The following is an 18,374-nucleotide window of genomic DNA, read 5'->3' on the forward strand; positions in this document are numbered from 1 at the left end:
CCGTCATCGCGCCCCGACGCGCCCACGCGCTCGACGCCATTGACGCTTCAACGACTTCTGGACCTCACGATGCAAGCCATTCCTGTCCCCGATCGCTGGCAGTTCTGGATCGACCGCGGCGGCACTTTCACCGACTTGGTGGGCCGCGCGCCGGACGGCACGCTGCGCACGCTCAAGCTGTTGTCCGAGAACCCCGAGCACTACCGCGACGCGGCGGTCGAGGGCATCCGGCGCCTGCTCGACCTGAAGCCCGGCGAGCCCATCACCGCCGACCGCGTCGACTGCGTGAAGATGGGCACGACGGTGGCGACCAACGCGCTGCTGGAGCGCCGCGGCGACCGCACGCTGCTGGTGACCACGCGCGGCTTCCGCGATGCGCTGCGCATCGCGACGCAGGCCCGGCCCAAGCTCTTCGAGCGCCACATCCAGCTTCCCGAACTGCTCTACGAGCGCGTGATCGAGGCGAACGAGCGCGTCGACGCGCAGGGCGCCGAGCTCGAGCCGCTGGACGAGCCCGCGCTGCATGCCGAGCTGCAATCCGCGTTCGACGCCGGTCTGCGCGCCTGCGCCATCGTCTTCCTGCACGGCTGGCGCGCGCCGGCGCACGAGCTCGCCGCCAAGCGGCTGGCCGAGGCGGTCGGTTTCACGCAGATCTCGGTGTCGCACGAAGTCAGCCCGCTGATGAAGCTGATCCCGCGCGGCGACACCACCGTCGTCGACGCCTACCTGAGCCCGATCCTGCGCCGCTACGTCGACCAGGTCGCCGGCGAGATGCCGGGCGTGCGGCTGTTCTTCATGCAGAGCTCCGGCGGCCTGACCGAGGCGCGGCGCTTCCAGGGCAAGGACGCGATCCTGAGCGGGCCTGCCGGCGGCATCGTCGGCATGGTGCGCACCGCGCAGGCGGCCGGGCATGACAAGGTCATCGGCTTCGACATGGGCGGCACTTCCACCGACGTCAGCCACTTCGCCGGCGAGTTCGAACGCGCCTTCGACACCGAGGTGGCCGGCGTGCGCATGCGCGCGCCCATGATGAGCATCCACACGGTGGCGGCGGGCGGCGGCTCGGTGATCGCCTTCGATGGCGCGCGCTTGCGCGTGGGGCCGGCCTCGGCGGGCGCGAACCCGGGTCCCGCGAGCTACCGACGCGGCGGTCCTCTGGCGACCACCGACGCCAACGTGATGCTGGGCCGCATCCAGCCGGATCACTTCCCGCGCGTCTTCGGACCCGGCGCGGATCAGCCGCTGGACGGCGAGGTGGTGAAGCAGCGCTTCGCCGAGCTGGCCGCGCAGCTGTCAGCCGCCGGCAAGACCACCAGCGCCGAGGAGGTCGCGGCCGGCGCGCTGCAGATCGCCGTCGGCGCGATGGCCAACGCGATCAAGCGGATCTCGGTCGCGCGCGGCTACGACGTCACCGGCTACACGCTGCAGTGCTTCGGCGGCGCGGGCGGCCAGGCGGCCTGCCTGGTCGCGGACGCGCTGGGCATGACGCGCATCCTGGCGCATCCCTTCGCCGGCGTGCTGAGCGCTTACGGCATGGGCCTGGCCGACCAGACCGCGATGCGCGAAGCCTCGATCGAGCGGCCGCTCGACGCCGCGGGTCTGGAAGCGGCGCGCACGGCGGCGCAGACCCTGGCCGGACAGGCCTCGGGCGAGCTGGTCGAGCAGGGCGTGCAGGCCGAGGCGCTGCGCACGGTCGCGCGGGCGCAGCTGCGCTACCAGGGCACCGACACCGCGCTCACCTGCCCGCTGCCGCTGCATGAGCCCTCGACCGCCGCCATCGCGGCGATGCGCGAGGCCTTCGAGGCCGCGTACCGCCAACGCTTCGCCTTCCTGATGCCGGACCGGCCGCTGATCGTGGAAGCGGTGTCGGTCGAGTGCCTGGCCGCGGGCGCGGCCCTGGCCGAGCCGGCCGATGCCGGCATCGCCGGCGCCCATGAGCCCGAGCCGGCGGCGCGGGTGCGCATGTACTGCCTGGCCGATGAGCAGCCGGCCGGTTGGCGCGAGGCCTCGCTGCATCGGCGCGAACGGCTGAGCCCGGGCGCCCGCATCGACGGTCCGGCCATCGTGGCCGAGCGCAACGCCACCACCGTCGTCGACGCCGGCTGGCGCGCCGAACTGCAAGGCAACGGCGACCTGCTGCTGACGCGCGTCCGTGATCGCGTGCGCGCTCACGCGCTGGGGACCGAGGCCGATCCGGTGGTGCTGGAGGTGTTCAACAACCTGTTCATGAACATCGCCGAGCAGATGGGGCTGCGGCTCCAGAACACGGCCTACTCGGTCAACATCAAGGAGCGGCTGGACTTCAGCTGCGCGCTCTTCGACCGCGAGGGCCAGCTGATCGCCAACGCGCCGCACATGCCGGTGCATCTGGGCTCGATGAGCGAATCCATCCGCTCGGTCATTGCGCGCAATCCCGGCATGAAGCCCGGCGACGTGTTCGTGCTCAACGACCCGTATCACGGCGGCACCCACCTGCCCGACATCACCGTGGTCACGCCGGTGTTCCTCGACTCGGATGCGGGGCCCGACGCCGCGCCGGGCTTCTTCGTCGCCAGCCGCGGTCACCACGCCGACATCGGCGGCATCACGCCGGGCTCCATGCCGCCATTCTCCAAGGACATCACCGAGGAGGGCGTGCTGATCGACAACTTCAAGCTGGTCGAGCAAGGCCGGCTGCGCGAGGCGGCGCTGACGGCGCTGCTGACCGGCGGTCCGCATCCGAGCCGCAATCCGGCGCAGAACCTGGCCGACCTGCGCGCCCAGGTCGCCGCCAACGAGAAGGGCGTGCAGGAGCTGCGCGCGATGGTGGCGCAGTTCGGCCGCGCGACGGTCGAGGCCTACATGCGCCACGTGCAGGACAACGCCGAGGAGTCGGTGCGCCGCGTGATCTCGGTGCTCAAGGACGGCGCATTCACGCTGCCGCTGGACAACGGCGCGCGCATCCAGGTGGCGGTCCGGGTCGACGCGGCGAATCGCCGCGCCACGGTGGACTTCAGCGGCACCAGCGCGCAGCAGCCCAACAACTTCAACGCGCCCAAGTCGATCACGATGGCGGCGGTGCTCTACGTGTTCCGCACGCTGGTGGACGACGCGATCCCGCTGAACGCGGGCTGCCTCAAGCCCATCGACGTGATCGTGCCCGAGGGCTGCATGCTCAATCCGCGCCATCCGGCGGCGGTGGTGGCGGGCAACGTCGAGACCTCGCAGTGCGTGACCAACGCGCTCTACGGGGCGCTGGGCGTGATGGCGGCCGGGCCCTGCACGATGAACAACTTCACCTTCGGCGACGCGACCCACCAGTACTACGAGACCATCTCCGGCGGCTCCGGCGCGGGGCCGGGTTTCGACGGGACCTCGGTCGTGCAGACCCACATGACCAACTCGCGGCTGACCGATCCGGAGGTGCTGGAATTCCGCTTCCCGGTGCGGCTGGACGCCTATGCCATCCGGCACGGGTCGGCCGGTGCGGGCCGCTGGTCCGGCGGCGAGGGCGGCGAGCGCCGCATCCGCTTCCTCACGCCGATGACGGCCTCCATCCTGAGCAACGGGCGTACGGCGGGCGCTTTCGGCATGGCCGGCGGGCAACCGGGGGCGGTGGGGGAGAACCTCGTCGAGCGGGCCGACGGCCGCGTCGAGACCCTGGGCCACATCGGCCAGGTGGAGATGGCGCCGGGCGATGTCTTCGTGATTCGCACGCCCGGCGGGGGAGGGTACGGCACCCCGTGAGGGGACCCCTTGAGATGTGGGAGAAGACCCCAATGTCCGCGTGCCTAGAATCAGAAGACCCCGCCCTCCCAGGCTGTCCAGGCGTCGCTCATCATGGTCCCTCATCTCATCACCGCCCTGACCGGGCCCATCAATGAACTGGAGCAGCGCGTGCTCGAGTCGATGCCGGCGATCGAGCGCTGGTTCCGGCTCGAGTGGATGGAGCACACGCCCCCGTTCTACAGCTCGGTGGACCTGCGCAACGCCGGCTTCAAGCTGGCGCCCGTGGACACGAATCTCTTCCCGGGCGGCTTCAACAACCTGACCCCCGAGATGCTGCCGCTGGCGGTGCAGGCGGCCATGGCGGCGATCGAGAAGATCTGCCCCGAGGCCAAGAACCTGCTGCTGGTCCCGGAAGCGAAGAACCGCGGCAGCTTCTATCTCTCGAACCTGTCGACGCTGGTGCGCATCTTCTCGATGGCCGGCCTGAACGTGCGGCTGGGCACCTGGGACGAGTCGGTCAAGGAACCCACCACCCTGACCCTGCCCGACGCGACCTGGCTGACGCTGGAGCCGCTGGTGCGGCAGCGCTCGCGCCTGATGCTCAAGGACTTCGATCCCTGCACCATCCTGCTCAACGACGACCTCTCGGCCGGCACCCCGGACATGCTCACGCATCTGCACGAGCAGTACCTGCTCCCGCCGCTGCACGCCGGCTGGGCGCAGCGCCGCAAGAGCCAGCATTTCCGCGCCTATGAAGAGGTGTCCAAGAAATTCGCCAAGCTGCTGGGCATGGACCCGTGGCTGATCTATCCGCACTCGGTGGCGGTGGACGGGCTGGATTTCAGCACCGGGGCGGGCCTGGATGCGCTGCAGGCGCAGGTCGACGCGACGCTCACCCGCACGCGCCGCAAGTACAAGGAGTACGGCATCCAGGAGAAGCCCTTCGTCGTCGTCAAGCCGGACGCGGGCACGCACGGCCTGGGCGTGCTGACCATCCGCGATGCCAAGGACCTGGACGCGCTGGCCATCAAGGCGCGCGACAAGCTGGCCAAGCTGGAGGGCGTGCCGGCGCTGTCGCAGGTGCTGGTGCAGGAAGGCGTGGCCACGCATGAGCGCATCCACGACGCGGTGGCCGAGCCGGTGGTCTACATGATGGACCGCTACGTCGTGGGCGGCTTCTACCGCGTGCATGCGGACCGGGCCGAGGACGAGAACCTGAACGCCCCCGGATCGAGCTACGTTCCCTTGGCTTTCGCCCACTCGTCGCACCTGCCGGCGCCGGGCGAGAAGCCGGGCGCCAGTGCGCCCAACCGCTTCTACATGTACGGAGTCATCGGCCGGCTGGCCATGCTCGCGGCCAGCTATGAGCTCGAGACCACCGACCCGGACGCCGAGGACTACGCCTGAGCCTTCTGGCGACGTCGGGGTCAGGCCTTGATGTCCTCGCTGCGAGCCGCTTCGGCCAGCAACTGGGTGAAGCGATCCAGCGCCTCGCCCTGCGCATCGGGCAAGCACCAGACCGAGGTCGGCCCCAGGCCCAGGTCCACCGCGTGCGGCAGGATCACCACCGTGCCGCGCTTGGCCGCGGCCATCGCCAGGTCGTGCGGCATCACCGCGACCAGCGGCATCTCACGCATCAGGCTGACCGACAGCATCGCGTCGCCGCTCTCGATCAGGTCGGTCGGGGCGGGCAGCCCCATCTGCTGCCAGAGCCGGTCCATCAGCATGCGGGTGCGCGTGCCCGGCAGGTGCCAGATCCAGCGCTGCGCGCCCAGGATCTCCCAACTCAGGCTCTTGGTCCGCGCCAGCGGGTGATGGGCGCTCATGGTCAGCACCTCCGGCTGAGAAGCCAGCGGATGACGGACCAATCCCAGCGGCTCGTCCTGCGGCATCGCGCGGGCGACGATCAGGTCCAGCGTCCCGGCCTGGAGCTCCGCGAACAGCGAGCGCAGCGCATGCGTGCGCACGCTCAAGGTCACATGCGGATGCTCGCGTTTCATCGCGGTGATGGCCAGCGGAAGCAGCTTGGCCAGCGCCGCGTTGGTCGCCCCTATCCGTAGTTCCCCGGAGGCGCCGCGCACCAGCGCCGCCACGTCGCCGGCCGCGCGCTGCAGGTCCGCATCGAGCTTGCGGGCCAGTTCGAGCAGCCGTTTGCCCACCGGCGTGGCCTGCATGTTGCGTCCGCGCCGCAGGAACAGGGTTTGTCCCAGCGCCTGCTCCAGCTCGGCTAGCGTCTTGCTCACTGCGGGCTGGCTCACATGCAGGAAATCCGCGGCCTGACTGACGTTTCCGGTCTCGTGCAAGGCCAGCAAGACCCGCGCATGGCGAAGGCTCATGCGCCGCATGACGAAATGTTCGGCCCCTTCCGGGGAGGCTGGTAACGCATTCATAACCAAAGGTTCATCTACGGATCACAAAGCTTCATAGCAATTTGGAAACACATCTTTACCGTGACTGTCGCCGGCTGATGTGCATCGCATCAGACCGATGAAAAAGCCTCCCCAAAAAGGTCTGTCCCGTCACAGGAGTGATTTCCAACATGTCCCGCTCTTCCCACCCGTTCAGCCCGCACCGCTTGTGCTGGGCCGCCGTCGCCGCCATCGCCGCGATCAGCCAAGCCCAGGCCCAAACCCAGCCGGCCAAGCCCGCCCCCCAGGATTCCGCCAAGCTCGAACGCGTGGAAGTGACCGGCTCGCTGATCAAGCGGACCGACAAGGAGACCCCGTCTCCCGTCACCGTGATCACCGCCGAGGACATCAAGTCGTCAGGTTACGCGAATCTGGAAGATGTGTTGCGCGCCAATAGCGCGGTGGACATCAGCTCGGTGGGCGACGGTGCGGCCAGCGGCTTCGTCTCGGGCATTTCGGCCATCTCGATGCGCGGCATGGGCCCGCAGGCCACCCTGATCCTGATCAACGGCCGCCGTCTGGCGCCGGTGGGTGCGGTGGACATCAACTTCGGCCGCGGCAACCTGATCAGCACCAACACGATCCCCAAGTCGGCGATCGAGCGCATTGAAATCCTGAAGGACGGCGCCTCGGCGATCTACGGCTCGGACGCGATGGCCGGCGTGATCAACTTCGTGCTGAAGAAGGAATACCAGGGTGCCGAGATCAGCGCCTCGACCGGCGCGAACGACCACGGCGCGGGCAAGAACCAGAGCGCCAACATCGGATTCGGCTACGGCAACCTGGACACGCAGCGCTTCAACGTCTTCGGCGGCCTGGACGTCTATCACCGCGACCGCGTCGGCTACAACGAGCTGAAGAACGTCGGCAACCTGGCCCAGTACGACGCCTGGAACGCCACGCAAAGCGTGCTGCCCAGCTTCTTCCCCAGCAGCCGCAACTCCTTCTACGCCAACTACTACGCCGTCCCGACCACGGCCACCACGGCCAACACCAACGTCGACGGCAGCTCCTACCTGGGCACCCTGAACGGTTGCCCGGACGCGCTGACGGTGGGCAAGGGCGTGCCGACCAAGTCGCCGGTGAGCAGCTCGGTCTACCCGGCCGGCCAGTGCCGCTACAACCTGGACGACGCCAGCGAAGCCATCGCCAAGCAGGACCGCGTCAGCGGCTCCGTCCGCGGCAACTTCCTGGTGAACAACGACACGACGGCCTACGTCGACCTGATGTTCTCCAAGACCAAGACGACGCAGCGTTCGGCGCCTTATGCGCTGACCTCGTCGCTGGTGTCCTCGGCCGACCCGCGCGCCTCGACCTGGTTCCTGCCCAACGGCCAGACCATCTCGCAGAACGCGCTGATCCTGCCGGTCGGCCATCCGGACAACCCGACCAACGGCCTGCCCGCCGCCCAGCAGCGAGCCGTGCAGCTGCTGTACCGCTTCGAGGACATCTCGCAGGACGTCGTCTCCGACCTGCAGGCCGTGCGTCTGAGCACCGGCCTGATCGGCGAGTTCAAGGGCTGGGACTACGACACCGCCATCGTCTACAGCCGCTCGGACAACAAGGCGATCCGCACCGGCCGCCTGCTGCGCTCGGGCCTGACCGCGGCGCTCGCGCCCGCCGGCGGTCTGTACCACTTCGGCAAGCAGAACAACGCCGCCGCGATCGCCTCGATCTCGGCCGACGCGACCAACAAGGGCGAGTCGGAGATCACCTCCATCGACGCCCGCGCCAGCCGTGAGCTGTGGGACATGGCCGGCGGCAAGGCCGGCGTGGCCCTGGGCCTGGAAGCCCGTCACGAGAAGCTGTCGGCCACCCCGGACGACAACTACAAGAAGGGCGATTACATCGGCCTGGTGGCCAACGAGTCGCACGGCAGCCGCAACATGGTCGGCGCCTTCAGCGAACTGCGTCTGCCGGTGCTGAAGTCCCTGGAAGCCCAGGCCGCCCTGCGCTTCGAGAACTACAGCGACTTCGGCAACTCCACCACCGGCAAGCTGGGCTTCAAGTGGTCGGCCTTCCCGAGCCGTCTGGCCTTCCGCGGCACGGCCGCCACGGGCTACCGCGCGCCGTCGATCTCGCAGATCGGCACCGGCTACTCGCTGTCCTTCCACAGCAACACGGCCACCCGCGTCTACGACCCGCTGCGTTGCGACATCAGCAACCCGAACGCGCTCAAGAGCAAGTCCACGCTGCCCAACCAATGGCGTGACTGCAACGTGCTGGGCTACACCGCCGGCATCCCGACCACCGAGCGCCCGGGCAGCATCCCGACGGTCGTGTCGGCCAACCCGGATCTGAAGCCCGAGAAGTCCAACTCGCTGACCTTCGGCTTCATCGCCACGCCGACCGACTACGTCGACCTGGCCGTGGACCTGTGGTACTTCAAGCGCAAGAACGAGATCCGCGTCCAGCCGGGTCTGGCGGTGATGGAGGCCTACATCGCCAATCCGTCCGCCAACGAGCAGTTCCTGATCCGCGACCCCAACCAGGCCACCTGGCTGAAGGATTCGGCGGGCAACCTGATCCCCAACAGCGGTCCGATCCTGGGCCTGACCCGCAACTACGCCAACTTCAACTACACCGTCACCTCCGGTGTGGACTACGAGCTGAACATCCGCTTCCCGGCGACCTCGTTCGGCAAGTTCAAGGTGAAGTTCGAGGGCACCTACACGCCGCGCTATGACCAGAAGGTCCTGGACACGTCGGCGGTGGACCACTGGGCGGGCACGACCTCGGGCGGCGTGCCGCGCACCCGCGCGACGGTGCGTCTGGACTGGCGTCTGAACGACTGGAACGTGTGGACGCGCTTCAACCACAGCGATCCGCTGTGGAGCCTGTCGACCACGGCCCAGTGCCGCAACAACCCGACCGCGGCCCAGGCCGTGCCGAGCGCCGCCGGCTGGTGCACCTCCAACCGTGACCGCACGGTGGACCTGGGCATCGGTTACACCGGCTTCAAGAACCTGCGCCTGTACGGCTCGGTCCTGAACGTGACGAACAAGTACGACGCCACCAACGCGGGCTCGGTGCCCTCGGCCTGGTCGTACTACGACGTCAACACCACGGGTCAGATCGGCCGCCGCTGGCAGCTGAGCGCGACCTACACCTTCGACTGATCGAAGGCTGAGCGTCGCTCATCGCGGGGTCCTCGGGACCCCGCCACGGGCCGGAATCCTGCGGGGTTCCGGCCCGTTTCTGTTTCCGCCGCGCTTTCATTGCCGCGTCTCAGTGCCGCTTCCATTTGGCCGGCCTCGCGTCGGATCGGCGCGGCCGGATCCATCACGGTGCTGGCCCGCAGTGTGGGGGACACCGTCATCGCTTTCTGAAAGAGGGTGAAGGCCAGCAACGCGGCGATGTCTTCCGCCGTCAACTGCACCAAACCCTTCTCTGGCTCGCACGCGCAGGCATCCAGCACGATGTCGGGATCGAACCTGTGCAGATCAGGGGAACCTTCCCGCACGGTGTTCCGGATCTCTCTGGCAATCCGAATCAAGCGCGTCAACCGCTCGGGTTTCTCCCCGTACGCCACGGGCTCCAGGCCTTGCTTAATCGCCTCCTCGCAGGCGTCCAGCAACTGGTTGAGCGGGGTCGGCTCCGGCACGCCGGCGCGCGTCACCGGCACCTCGCAGTCCGGGCCCTTCATCCGGGCGCGGGGGTCGTGCACCCGAGTGCGGTACTGAGACAGCAGGTTCTGGTCATAGGTCCGGATCACGAAATGCGGGCGTGGCGGATTCAGCGTCGATCGGTTCGTGGCGAAGCCCACGCGCGACGACGTGTCGAGTGTCCGCGGGCTCCTCGAAGCGACCTGGCGGGTCAAATCGGCCCACGTCGTCTTGCCCGCCTGGAAGAAGGACCCCAGCACCCGTCCCAACGCTTGTTCCCGTGCCTTATCCGAGTTGGCCGGCGGCACGGGCTTGTCGCCATTCACGCCGGCCAGACAGGCCGAGAACAGAGATCGTGCGACACCAGTCATCGAGGGCATGGAAAGCGGCTCCGGAATCAGAAGAGGCCGTCAGTCCGGGGCCGAGCCAGGGGCATCCGCCACCCAAGCGCAACTGTCTGCGGCCGTCAAGCCCGTCCCCGCGAAGCCGGGTGACGCCGGTAAAGCCGGTTGACGCACTGCACAACGAAGGGCAGACAATACGCGCTTTCGACTTCCGGCGGCCGCTTGCGTGGCCGCCCCTGCTTTTCGTGAGTTCACACAACGCGGCCCGTTCCCCTGCGGCCCTGGCCGGCCTGACCATCGGCGCGCTGGGCGTCGTCTACGGCGACATCGGCACCAGCCCGCTCTACGCGCTGAAGGAAGTCTTCCACGGCGGCCACGTGCCGATGAACCACGACAACGTGCTGGGCGTGCTGTCGCTGCTGTTCTGGACGATGACCATCATCGTCTCGCTCAAGTACGTGCTGCTGATCCTGCGCGCGGACAACAACGGCGAGGGCGGCCTGATCGCGATGCTGGCCCTGGCCACGACGGCCGTCAGCGGCAAGCCGCCGCTGCGGCGCGGTCTGATGATGGTCGGTCTGTTCGGCACCGCCATCTTCTTCGGAGACGCGGTGATCACGCCCGCGATGACGGTGCTGGGCGCGGTCGAGGGCATCGACGTCTACTTCCCGCAGTACGACGACGCCATCGTCCCCATCACGCTGGTGGTGCTGGCGGGACTCTTCGCGGTACAGCGTTTCGGCACCAGCGGCGTGGGCAAGGCCTTCGGCCCGGTGATGCTGGTGTGGTTCACCTCGCTGGCGCTGCTGGGCGTCCCTCAAATCGTGCGCAACCCGCATGTGCTGCAGGCCATCAACCCGCTGTACGCGATCGAGTTCTGCGTCCATTACGGCTGGGTGGCCTTCGTCGCGCTGGGCGCGGTGGTGCTGGTGGTCACCGGGGGCGAGGCGCTTTACGCGGACCTGGGGCATTTCGGGAAGAAGCCGATCCGCATCGCGTGGTACGGCTTCGTGATGCCGGCGCTGGTGCTGAATTACTTCGGCCAGGGGGCGCTGCTGCTGGACCGGCCCGAGGCCATCAAGAACCCCTTCTTCCTGATCGCGCCGCAATGGGCGCAGATTCCGCTGTTCTGTCTGGCGACGCTGGCGGCCATCGTGGCCTCGCAGGCGCTGATCACGGCGGCATTCTCGGTGACCAAGCAGGCGGTGCAGCTGGGGCTGCTGCCGCGCATGCGGATCATCCACACGTCGGTGCGCGACATCGGTCAGATCTACGTGCCCTTCGTGAATTGGGGGCTGTTCGTCTTCGTCGTGGTGGCGGTGGCCTTCTTCGGCTCGTCGAGCCGGTTGGCCGGCGCCTACGGCGTGGCCGTGACCATCGACATGACCATCACCACGGTGATGACCTTCTTCGTGATCCGTTTCGGCTGGCGCTATCCGCTGTGGCTGTGCATCGTGGCGACGGGGCTGTTCTTCGTCATCGACGCGACGTTCCTCGCGTCCAACCTGCTGAAGGTGACGCACGGGGGCTGGTTCCCGCTGCTGATCGGCATCGGCATGTTCACGCTGATGCTGACCTGGAAGCAGGGCCGGCGGCAGCTGTCGGACAAGCTGCGCGAGGACGCCATCGATCTGAAGAGTTTCCTGGAGGCGGTGTTCATCAACCCGCCGACGCGGGTGTCGGGCAGCGCGGTGTTCCTGGCGGCGGAGCAGGGCGTGACGCCCAATGCGCTGCTGCACAACCTCAAGCACAACAAGGTGCTGCACCAGCAGAACCTGTTCGTGAGCGTCAAGCATCACGAGGTGCCGTGGATCGGCTTCGACAAGCGGGTCGACGTCGAGAGCCTGGACAACGACTGCTGGCAGGTCACGCTGCACTTCGGCTTCAAGAACGAGCCGGACGTGCCGGACGCGCTCAAGCTGCTGGAGACGCACGGCGTGCATTTGGAGGAGATGGAGACCAGTTACTTCCTGTCGCGGGACATCGTGATCCCGACGATCGGATCGGGCATGGCGCTGTGGCGGGAGAAGCTCTTCGCGAGCATGCACCGCAACGCCGCGGCCGCGGCGGACTTCCTGCACCTGCCGGCCAACCGGATCGTGGAGCTGGGGTCGAAGGTGGAGATCTGAGGCCGCGCGGCGGCGACCTCGATCGCCGCCGCAGCCGGCATCAAATCCGGGGAAGCTTCAGCTTGAAGTTGGGGTCCCCTTCGCACAGGGGCTCGGCGAGCGGCTTCTGCAAGGCCGGGCCGATGTAGATCCCCTTCTCCGAGATGCCCAGCACCTTCGCCGCGCGAGCGGGCGAAGGCGGCGTGTAGCCGGGGACGTTCAAGCCCAGTTGCCGCAGACCTTCGGCGTCGGGCACCCACCAGACGCAGCGTTCTCGCGAGAGCGTGAACTGCATCCGGAAGCTGTCGTCGTCATGGACCGCCTGGTTGACGCCGAGGCTGGTGGATCCTTCGACAAATTGCTGGATGTACTCGGGCACCCGCGACTGGGTGCGCCGGCCCTCGCGCAGCTCGGCCGATGCCGTCCAGATCGCCGGCGGGAACTTGGCCTTGAACGAGGCAACGGAGGCGCTGGACCGATCGTCGTCAATGCTCAGCGCACCGGCATCCAGCTGCTCGCTGACGCTGGCCCAGAGCTCGGGCAGCATGCCGAAGGCGATCACCGAGTCCTTGTCGACTTCCAGGCTGCGGCCGCTGTCGAGCATGAACCACGCACAGGCACCGACGCAGTGGCCGCGCAGCTTGATCGCGGGTTGCTGCTCGCGCAGCCACAGGCCGATGCGCATGACCTCGCGACCGTAGCTGTCGGGGTCGACTCTCAGGATCAGCGGATTGGCGAATTTTCCGGTGAGGTCGCGCTTGGCCTCCTCGAGTTCGCCGGGCTTGATGAGACCGCTGATGCGCGGGTCTCCCAACAGAGTCCCGATGCTGGCCGCCTGCGCGCCGGGCCCGATCTGTCCGGACCATCCGGCCAAGGCGATGCCGAGCATCGCCGCCGTGCGCGCGATGTGATGCTTGTTCATTGTGTTTCTCCCTGTGGGGCCGGACTCTAGCCGCATCGTGGTCGTTATGCTTGCCGCCATGAAACGCTGGCTGCAAGACCTGTCCCTCTCGTCCGCCGTCGCGGGCTTCGTCGCGGTGCTCGTGGGCTTCACGAGCTCGGTGGCGATCGTGTTCCAGGCGGCGCAGTCGCTGGGCGCGACGCCCGCGCAGACCAGCTCCTGGATCTGGGCGCTGGGCCTGGGCATGGGCCTGACCAGCCTGGGCCTGTCGCTCTGGACCCGCCAACCCATCCTCACCGCCTGGTCCACGCCAGGCGCCGCGCTGCTGGCCGGCATTTCCGGCGTGTCCATGGGCGAGGCCGTCGGCGCCTTCCTGATCTGCGGCACGCTGATCTTCATCGCCGGTGCCACCCGCTGGTTCGAACGCATCATGGACCGCATCCCGCTCGCCATCGCCTCCGCGCTGCTGGCCGGCGTGCTGGCGCGCTTCGGCCTGGACGCGGTGCTCGCCGCGAAGACCGCGCCGGCCATCGTGCTCACCATGGCGCTGGCCTATGTGCTGGCGCGCCGATTCATCCCGCGCTACGCCACGCCGCTGGTGCTGGTCGCCGGCATCGTGGTCGCCGCCGCGCAGGGCCGCCTGCATCTGGAGGCCGTCGAGTGGGGCTGGGCACATCCGGTGTGGGTCACGCCGAGCTTCTCGTTCACCGCGCTGATGAGCATCGCCCTGCCGCTGTTCCTGGTGACGATGGCCTCGCAGAACCTGCCTGGCGTGGCTGCCCAACGCGCCTCGGGCTACCAGACGCCGGTGTCGGCGAGCATCGCGGTGACGGGTCTGGCGTCGGTCGTCTTCGCGCCCTTCGGCGGCTACGCCTTCAATCTGGCCGCGATCACCGCCGCCATCTGCATGGGTCGCGAGGCGCATGAGGACCCCTCGCGCCGCTACACGGCCTCCGCCATGGCCGGCGTCTTCTATCTGGCGGTCGGCCTGGCGGGAGGCGCGGTCGTGGGCCTGCTCACTGCCTTCCCGCGCGAGCTGGTCGCCGCCGTCGCCGGGCTGGCCTTGCTGGGCACGATCGGCGGCGGCCTGTCCGCGGCGCTTAAGGACGAGCGCCACCGCGACGCGGCGATGCTGACCTTCCTGGTGACGCTGTCCGGCCTGACGATGGCCGGCATCGGATCGGCCTTCTGGGGGGTGGTCGCCGGTGCGGTTTCTCTTTTGGTGCAACACTTCCGGGCTTCCTCCAGCTCCCCGAAGTAACCGCCGGCGCGACGCGTCGACGTTCCGAAGAAAGACCCGCTCATGAAGATCCTGTTCGTCGCCGATCCGCTGTCCGCGTTCAACACCTACAAGGACTCCACCTTCGCGATGATGCGCGAGGCCGCCCGACGCGGCCATGAGATCTGGGTCTGCGAGGTGCCGGACCTGCTCTGGGTCAGCGGCGGCCGCGTGACCGCGCATGCGGCGCGGCGGCTCGAGTTGACCGAGGAGGCCAAGGCCAGCCAGGCCGGCACCAAGATCGAGATCTGGCACGCCGTCACCGCCACGCAAGACCTGGCCCTGGCCGACGTGGATGCCGTGCTGATGCGCAAGGATCCGCCTTTCGATTCCGAGTTCTTCTATGCCACCCACCTGCTGGAGCAGGCCGAGCGCGAGGGCGCCAAGGTCTTCAACAAGCCGGCCGCGCTGCGCGACCACCCGGAGAAGCTCGCGATCCTGGAGTTCCCTCAGTTCATCACGCCGACGCTGGTGACGCGCTCGGCGGCGGCGATCCGCGCCTTCCACGCCGAGCACCGCGACGTCATCCTCAAGCCGCTGGACGGGATGGGCGGCATGGGCATCTTCCGCGTCAAGGAGGACGCGCTGAACCTGGGCAGCATCATCGAGACGCTGAACAAGAACGGTGCGCAGTCGGTGATGGTGCAGCGCTTCGTGCCGGAGATCGCGCAGGGCGACAAGCGCATCCTGCTGATCGGCGGCAAGCCGGTCCCTTACTCGCTGGCGCGCATTCCGCAGGGCACCGAGGTGCGCGGCAATCTGGCCGCCGGGGGCAAGGGCGTGGCGCAGCCGCTGAGCGACGCGGACCGCCGCATCGCCGAGGCGCTGGCGCCGGTGCTGGCGGCGCGCGGCCTGCTGCTGGTGGGGCTGGACGTGATCGGCGACAAGATGACCGAGATCAACGTCACCAGCCCGACCTGCTTCCAGGAAATCATGCAGCAGACGGGATTCGACGTCGGCGCCGTCTTCATCGACGCGCTGGAAGCGGGCGTCGCCGCGGCGGCCTGAGCGAGGGCAACGCCTGACCCCCAGCCGGGATGAGTCCAAGCGCTCGCCGAGTGACATGCGAGCCAGAGAAGCCCAAGAAGCCCAAGAAGCCCAAGAAGCTTAAGAAGTTGGAGAAGTACTGATGGATATGCGACAGCAAGTGCAGGCCGTGACGGCGCTGGGCACGGTCACGAACGAGCACGGCAGCTACGGCGGTCGGCAGCTTTTCCTTACGCATGAGTCGGCCGAGATCGGCCTGCCGATGCGCTTCGCGTTGTATGTGCCGCCGGGCGGCGCGAAGGGCTTGCTGGTCTTCCTGGTCGGCCTGACCGCGACCGAAGAGACCTTCACGATGAAGGCGGGCGCCCAGCGTCTGGCCTCGGAGCTGGGCCTGGGTCTGCTGATGCCCGACACCAGCCCGCGCGGCGAGGCGGTGTCGGCGATTCCCGGCGCGACGGCGTCCTGGGATTTCGGCGTGGCGGCGGGCTTCTACCTGGACGCGACGCAGTCGCCCTGGTCTACGCACTGGCGCATGGAGAGCTATCTGATGCGCGAGCTGATCCCGCAGGTGCAACAGGCGCTGGGCCTGGACGCAGCGCGCACGGGCATCTCGGGCCATTCCATGGGCGGCCACGGCGCGCTGACGCTGGCGCTGCGGCATCCGGGCGCGTTCGCGTCGCTGTCGGCACTGGCGCCCATCGCCGCGCCCAGCCGCTGCCCCTGGGGGGAGAAGGCCTTCAGCGGCTACCTTGGCGAGGACCGCGACGCCTGGCCGGCGCACGACGCGAGCGCGCTGATGCAGGCGCGGGAGGAGGCGCCGTATCCGCATGGGATCCTGGTCGATCAGGGGCTGGCGGACAAGTTCCTGTTCCAGCTGCATCCGGAGGCCTTCGAATCGGCCTGCGCTTCGGTGAGCCAGCCGCTGACGCTGCGCCGGCACGAGGACTACGACCACGGCTACTACTTCATCGCCACGGTGATCGACGATCACCTGGCGTTCCATGCGCGGCGGTTGATCGGCGAATCGATCAATCGGTAATCGGGCGAGCGCCGCGGGGCCAGTTGCTCGACGCGCTGACCAGTTGATTCACCGGGAGGCCTCATGCGCATCGCCTTGCTGTCCGACATCCACGGCAATCTGCCGGCCCTGGAAGCCGTGGTCGAGGACATCCGACGCCGCGGCGTCGACCGCATTGTCAACCTGGGCGACATCCTGTCCGGTCCGCTGTTGCCGCTGGAGACTGCCCGCTATCTGATGACGCAGGGCTGGCCGACGATCGCCGGCAACCATGAGCGCCAGTTGCTGGCGATCACGCCGGCCAAGCCCGGTGGCGGCTCGGACCGCTTCGCGCGGGAGCGCTTGGGGGAATCGGAGCTCGCTTGGCTGCGCTCGCTGCCGAAGACGCTGCGGCTGACCGATGAGGTGCTGCTGTGCCATGGCACGCCGCGGCGCGACATCGAGTACTTCCTGGACACGCAGGAGGGGCATCGGCTGGTCCTGGCGAGCGCGCGGGAGATCGCCTCAAGGCTGGGGCAGGAGCGGGCGCGAGTGATCTGCTGCGGCCACACGCATGTGCCGCGGGCGCTGCGCTCCGCACGCGGCCAATGGCTGGTGAATCCAGGCAGCGTCGGCTTGCAGGCCTGGGATGACGCGCATCCGGTGCGGCATGTGGCGGAGACCGGATCGCCGGACGCGCGCTACGCGGTGATCGAGCGTCGCGCCGATGGGTGGCATGTCCAGCAGCTCAGCGTGCCCTACGACCATGAGGCGATGGCGAGGCTCGCCAGCGCCAACGGGCGCGAGGATTGGGCGAGGTGGTTGAGGACGGGACGGGCGGATTCATAGGTCGTCCTGATGTGCCCCCTCGTCATCGACGCCCGCGACGTCGAAGTAGATCTCGTCGGCAGGCACGATCAGATCGACCGACTTCAGCTCCAGCGAGGCCTCGCCCTCGTAGCGGTGAAGCGACCAGTGGTTGCCGGTCTCCCGGCGATGCAGATCGATGCGGCGCTTCTGGAATTCGATCAGCACGTACTCTTTCAGCGAGGGGAGCGTTCGATACGCCCAGAGCTTGGCGCTCCGATCCACTCGACGCGTGGAAGGGGACTGCACCTCGACGATCATCAACGCGTCGGTCAAGCCTTTCTGCTTGCCATCCGGTCCCTTTCGGCAAGCCACAGCGAGATCGGGCAGGAACTTGTCCCCCGACTTCGTCGATGTGAGCTGGGCGTTGGCCATGTAGCAGCGGCATGTCGTGCCGCGCAGGTGCAAGCCAATGGCGAGGGACAGATTCATCGATACCCGGACGTGGCCGAGCACCGGCGCTGTCATGGCGACGATGCGACCTCCAATGAACTCGTATCGGGTTTCCTCATCGGCATCCCAATCGAGGAACTCCTTCAGCGTCAGCCTCGGCTCCGGCCGGTCGAGCCCCTCGAAGAGCGTGGCGGTCGGCGCGCGCAGACCGACAGACAGGAGCTCGAAGTTGGAGGCAGCTGGATCCGAGACCGGCAGCCAATCTCCCGAGGACCCGCGGTGGTGGATCGCGATGGTCCGACGCTCGATGTCAATGCTGGCGAACTCGACGAGGCTGGGAATGCGCTTGGCGGCGGCGGCGCGTCGTCGCAGTTCTGCGGGGTCGACCTCTGAGGACAGGATCTCGATCACGAGTCGCGGCGCGCGGCCGGCGTCCGAATCCTCGATGACGACGGCATCGGGATAGATGACGTCGCGCTTTCCCATGGGGATGCGCTCGCCCTGGATGCGGGTCGCATAGGGCGAATCTCCGAGGTGCTTCTTCAGCGCGTTGGAGAGATTCACGAGGACTCGAAAGAAGCGCGGGTCACGCTCCCGGACGCCGTGAGGCGTTCCCTCGATCAGCTCAAGCAGCCCTTCGTGCTGCGTTTCCGCTCGGGCATGCTGCTCCGCATCCATCACCAGCTCTTCATGCATGTGGGCCATCCGTCGCTCCTGCCAGTCCGACAACGAGCGTGTGATTCTTCGGAGGGCGGGCGGGGCTGTCTCTGACTCGAA

12 protein-coding genes are annotated in these 18,374 nt (G+C 68.1%); 8 read left to right on the forward strand and 4 right to left on the reverse strand.

Annotation, left to right across the window (positions count from 1 at the left end; translation table 11 throughout):
* Positions 1-69: 69 nt before the first annotated feature.
* Both ABDW59_RS02565 and gshA read left to right on the forward strand, forming a co-directional pair.
* Positions 70-3,726, forward strand: coding sequence for a hydantoinase B/oxoprolinase family protein (locus tag ABDW59_RS02565; protein ID WP_343627852.1), 3,657 nt, complete (start codon positions 70-72; stop codon positions 3,724-3,726).
* A 93-nt stretch (positions 3,727-3,819) separates the two neighbouring features.
* Entirely contained in the window at positions 3,820-5,115 is a 1,296-nt protein-coding gene (gene gshA, locus ABDW59_RS02570; protein WP_343627854.1) for a glutamate--cysteine ligase, read from the forward strand.
* Between the two features lie 20 nt (positions 5,116-5,135).
* Here the strand turns inward: gshA and ABDW59_RS02575 are convergent, their stop codons facing one another.
* Positions 5,136-6,044 (reverse strand): LysR substrate-binding domain-containing protein, encoded by a 909-nt coding sequence (locus tag ABDW59_RS02575; RefSeq protein ID WP_343627855.1) that lies wholly within the window; start codon positions 6,042-6,044, stop codon positions 5,136-5,138.
* A gap of 203 nt (positions 6,045-6,247) precedes the next feature.
* On the opposite strand from ABDW59_RS02575, the gene ABDW59_RS02580 reads away from it, so the two are divergent.
* A complete protein-coding gene (locus ABDW59_RS02580; protein ID WP_343627856.1) occupies positions 6,248-9,235 on the forward strand; it encodes a TonB-dependent receptor in 2,988 nt (995 codons plus the stop codon).
* Here ABDW59_RS02580 and ABDW59_RS02585 read toward each other — a convergent pair.
* A complete protein-coding gene (locus tag ABDW59_RS02585) occupies positions 9,220-10,101 on the reverse strand; it encodes a hypothetical protein (protein WP_343627857.1) in 882 nt (293 codons plus the stop codon). The genes ABDW59_RS02580 and ABDW59_RS02585 overlap by 16 nt on opposite strands.
* 209 nt (positions 10,102-10,310) lie before the next feature.
* Between ABDW59_RS02585 and ABDW59_RS02590 the strand changes: the two genes are divergently transcribed.
* Entirely contained in the window at positions 10,311-12,194 is a 1,884-nt protein-coding gene (locus ABDW59_RS02590) for a potassium transporter Kup (RefSeq protein ID WP_343627858.1), read from the forward strand.
* Positions 12,195-12,234: 40 nt separating this feature from the next.
* On the opposite strand, the gene ABDW59_RS02595 is transcribed toward ABDW59_RS02590, so the two are convergent.
* A complete protein-coding gene (locus tag ABDW59_RS02595) occupies positions 12,235-13,095 on the reverse strand; it encodes a hypothetical protein (RefSeq protein WP_343627859.1) in 861 nt (286 codons plus the stop codon).
* A gap of 58 nt (positions 13,096-13,153) precedes the next feature.
* Here ABDW59_RS02595 and ABDW59_RS02600 point away from each other — a divergent pair, with 58 nt between their 5' ends.
* From ABDW59_RS02600 to ABDW59_RS02615, 4 genes are all read left to right on the forward strand, one after another.
* Positions 13,154-14,335: a benzoate/H(+) symporter BenE family transporter gene (locus tag ABDW59_RS02600; protein ID WP_343627860.1), complete on the forward strand. Its 1,182-nt coding sequence runs from the start codon at positions 13,154-13,156 to the stop codon at positions 14,333-14,335.
* A 42-nt stretch (positions 14,336-14,377) separates the two neighbouring features.
* Positions 14,378-15,361 carry a glutathione synthase gene (gene gshB / locus ABDW59_RS02605; RefSeq protein WP_343627861.1) on the forward strand — a complete coding sequence of 328 codons (984 nt, stop codon included), beginning with the start codon at positions 14,378-14,380 and terminating at the stop codon, positions 15,359-15,361.
* Positions 15,362-15,488: 127 nt separating this feature from the next.
* On the forward strand, positions 15,489-16,379 hold the full coding sequence (fghA, locus tag ABDW59_RS02610; RefSeq protein WP_343628001.1) for an S-formylglutathione hydrolase: 891 nt from the start codon (positions 15,489-15,491) through the stop codon (positions 16,377-16,379).
* Between the two features lie 63 nt (positions 16,380-16,442).
* Positions 16,443-17,186 carry a metallophosphoesterase family protein gene (locus tag ABDW59_RS02615; RefSeq protein ID WP_343627862.1) on the forward strand — a complete coding sequence of 248 codons (744 nt, stop codon included), beginning with the start codon at positions 16,443-16,445 and terminating at the stop codon, positions 17,184-17,186.
* On the opposite strand, the gene ABDW59_RS02620 is transcribed toward ABDW59_RS02615, so the two are convergent.
* Entirely contained in the window at positions 17,181-18,302 is a 1,122-nt protein-coding gene (locus ABDW59_RS02620) for a Uma2 family endonuclease (protein WP_343627863.1), read from the reverse strand. The two genes, ABDW59_RS02615 and ABDW59_RS02620, sit on opposite strands and share 6 nt — an antisense overlap.
* Positions 18,303-18,374: the final 72 nt, after the last annotated feature.

It is taken from the genome of Roseateles sp., from assembly GCF_039595295.1.
In the GTDB taxonomy this organism is placed as follows: Bacteria; Pseudomonadota; Gammaproteobacteria; order Burkholderiales; family Burkholderiaceae_C; genus Roseateles.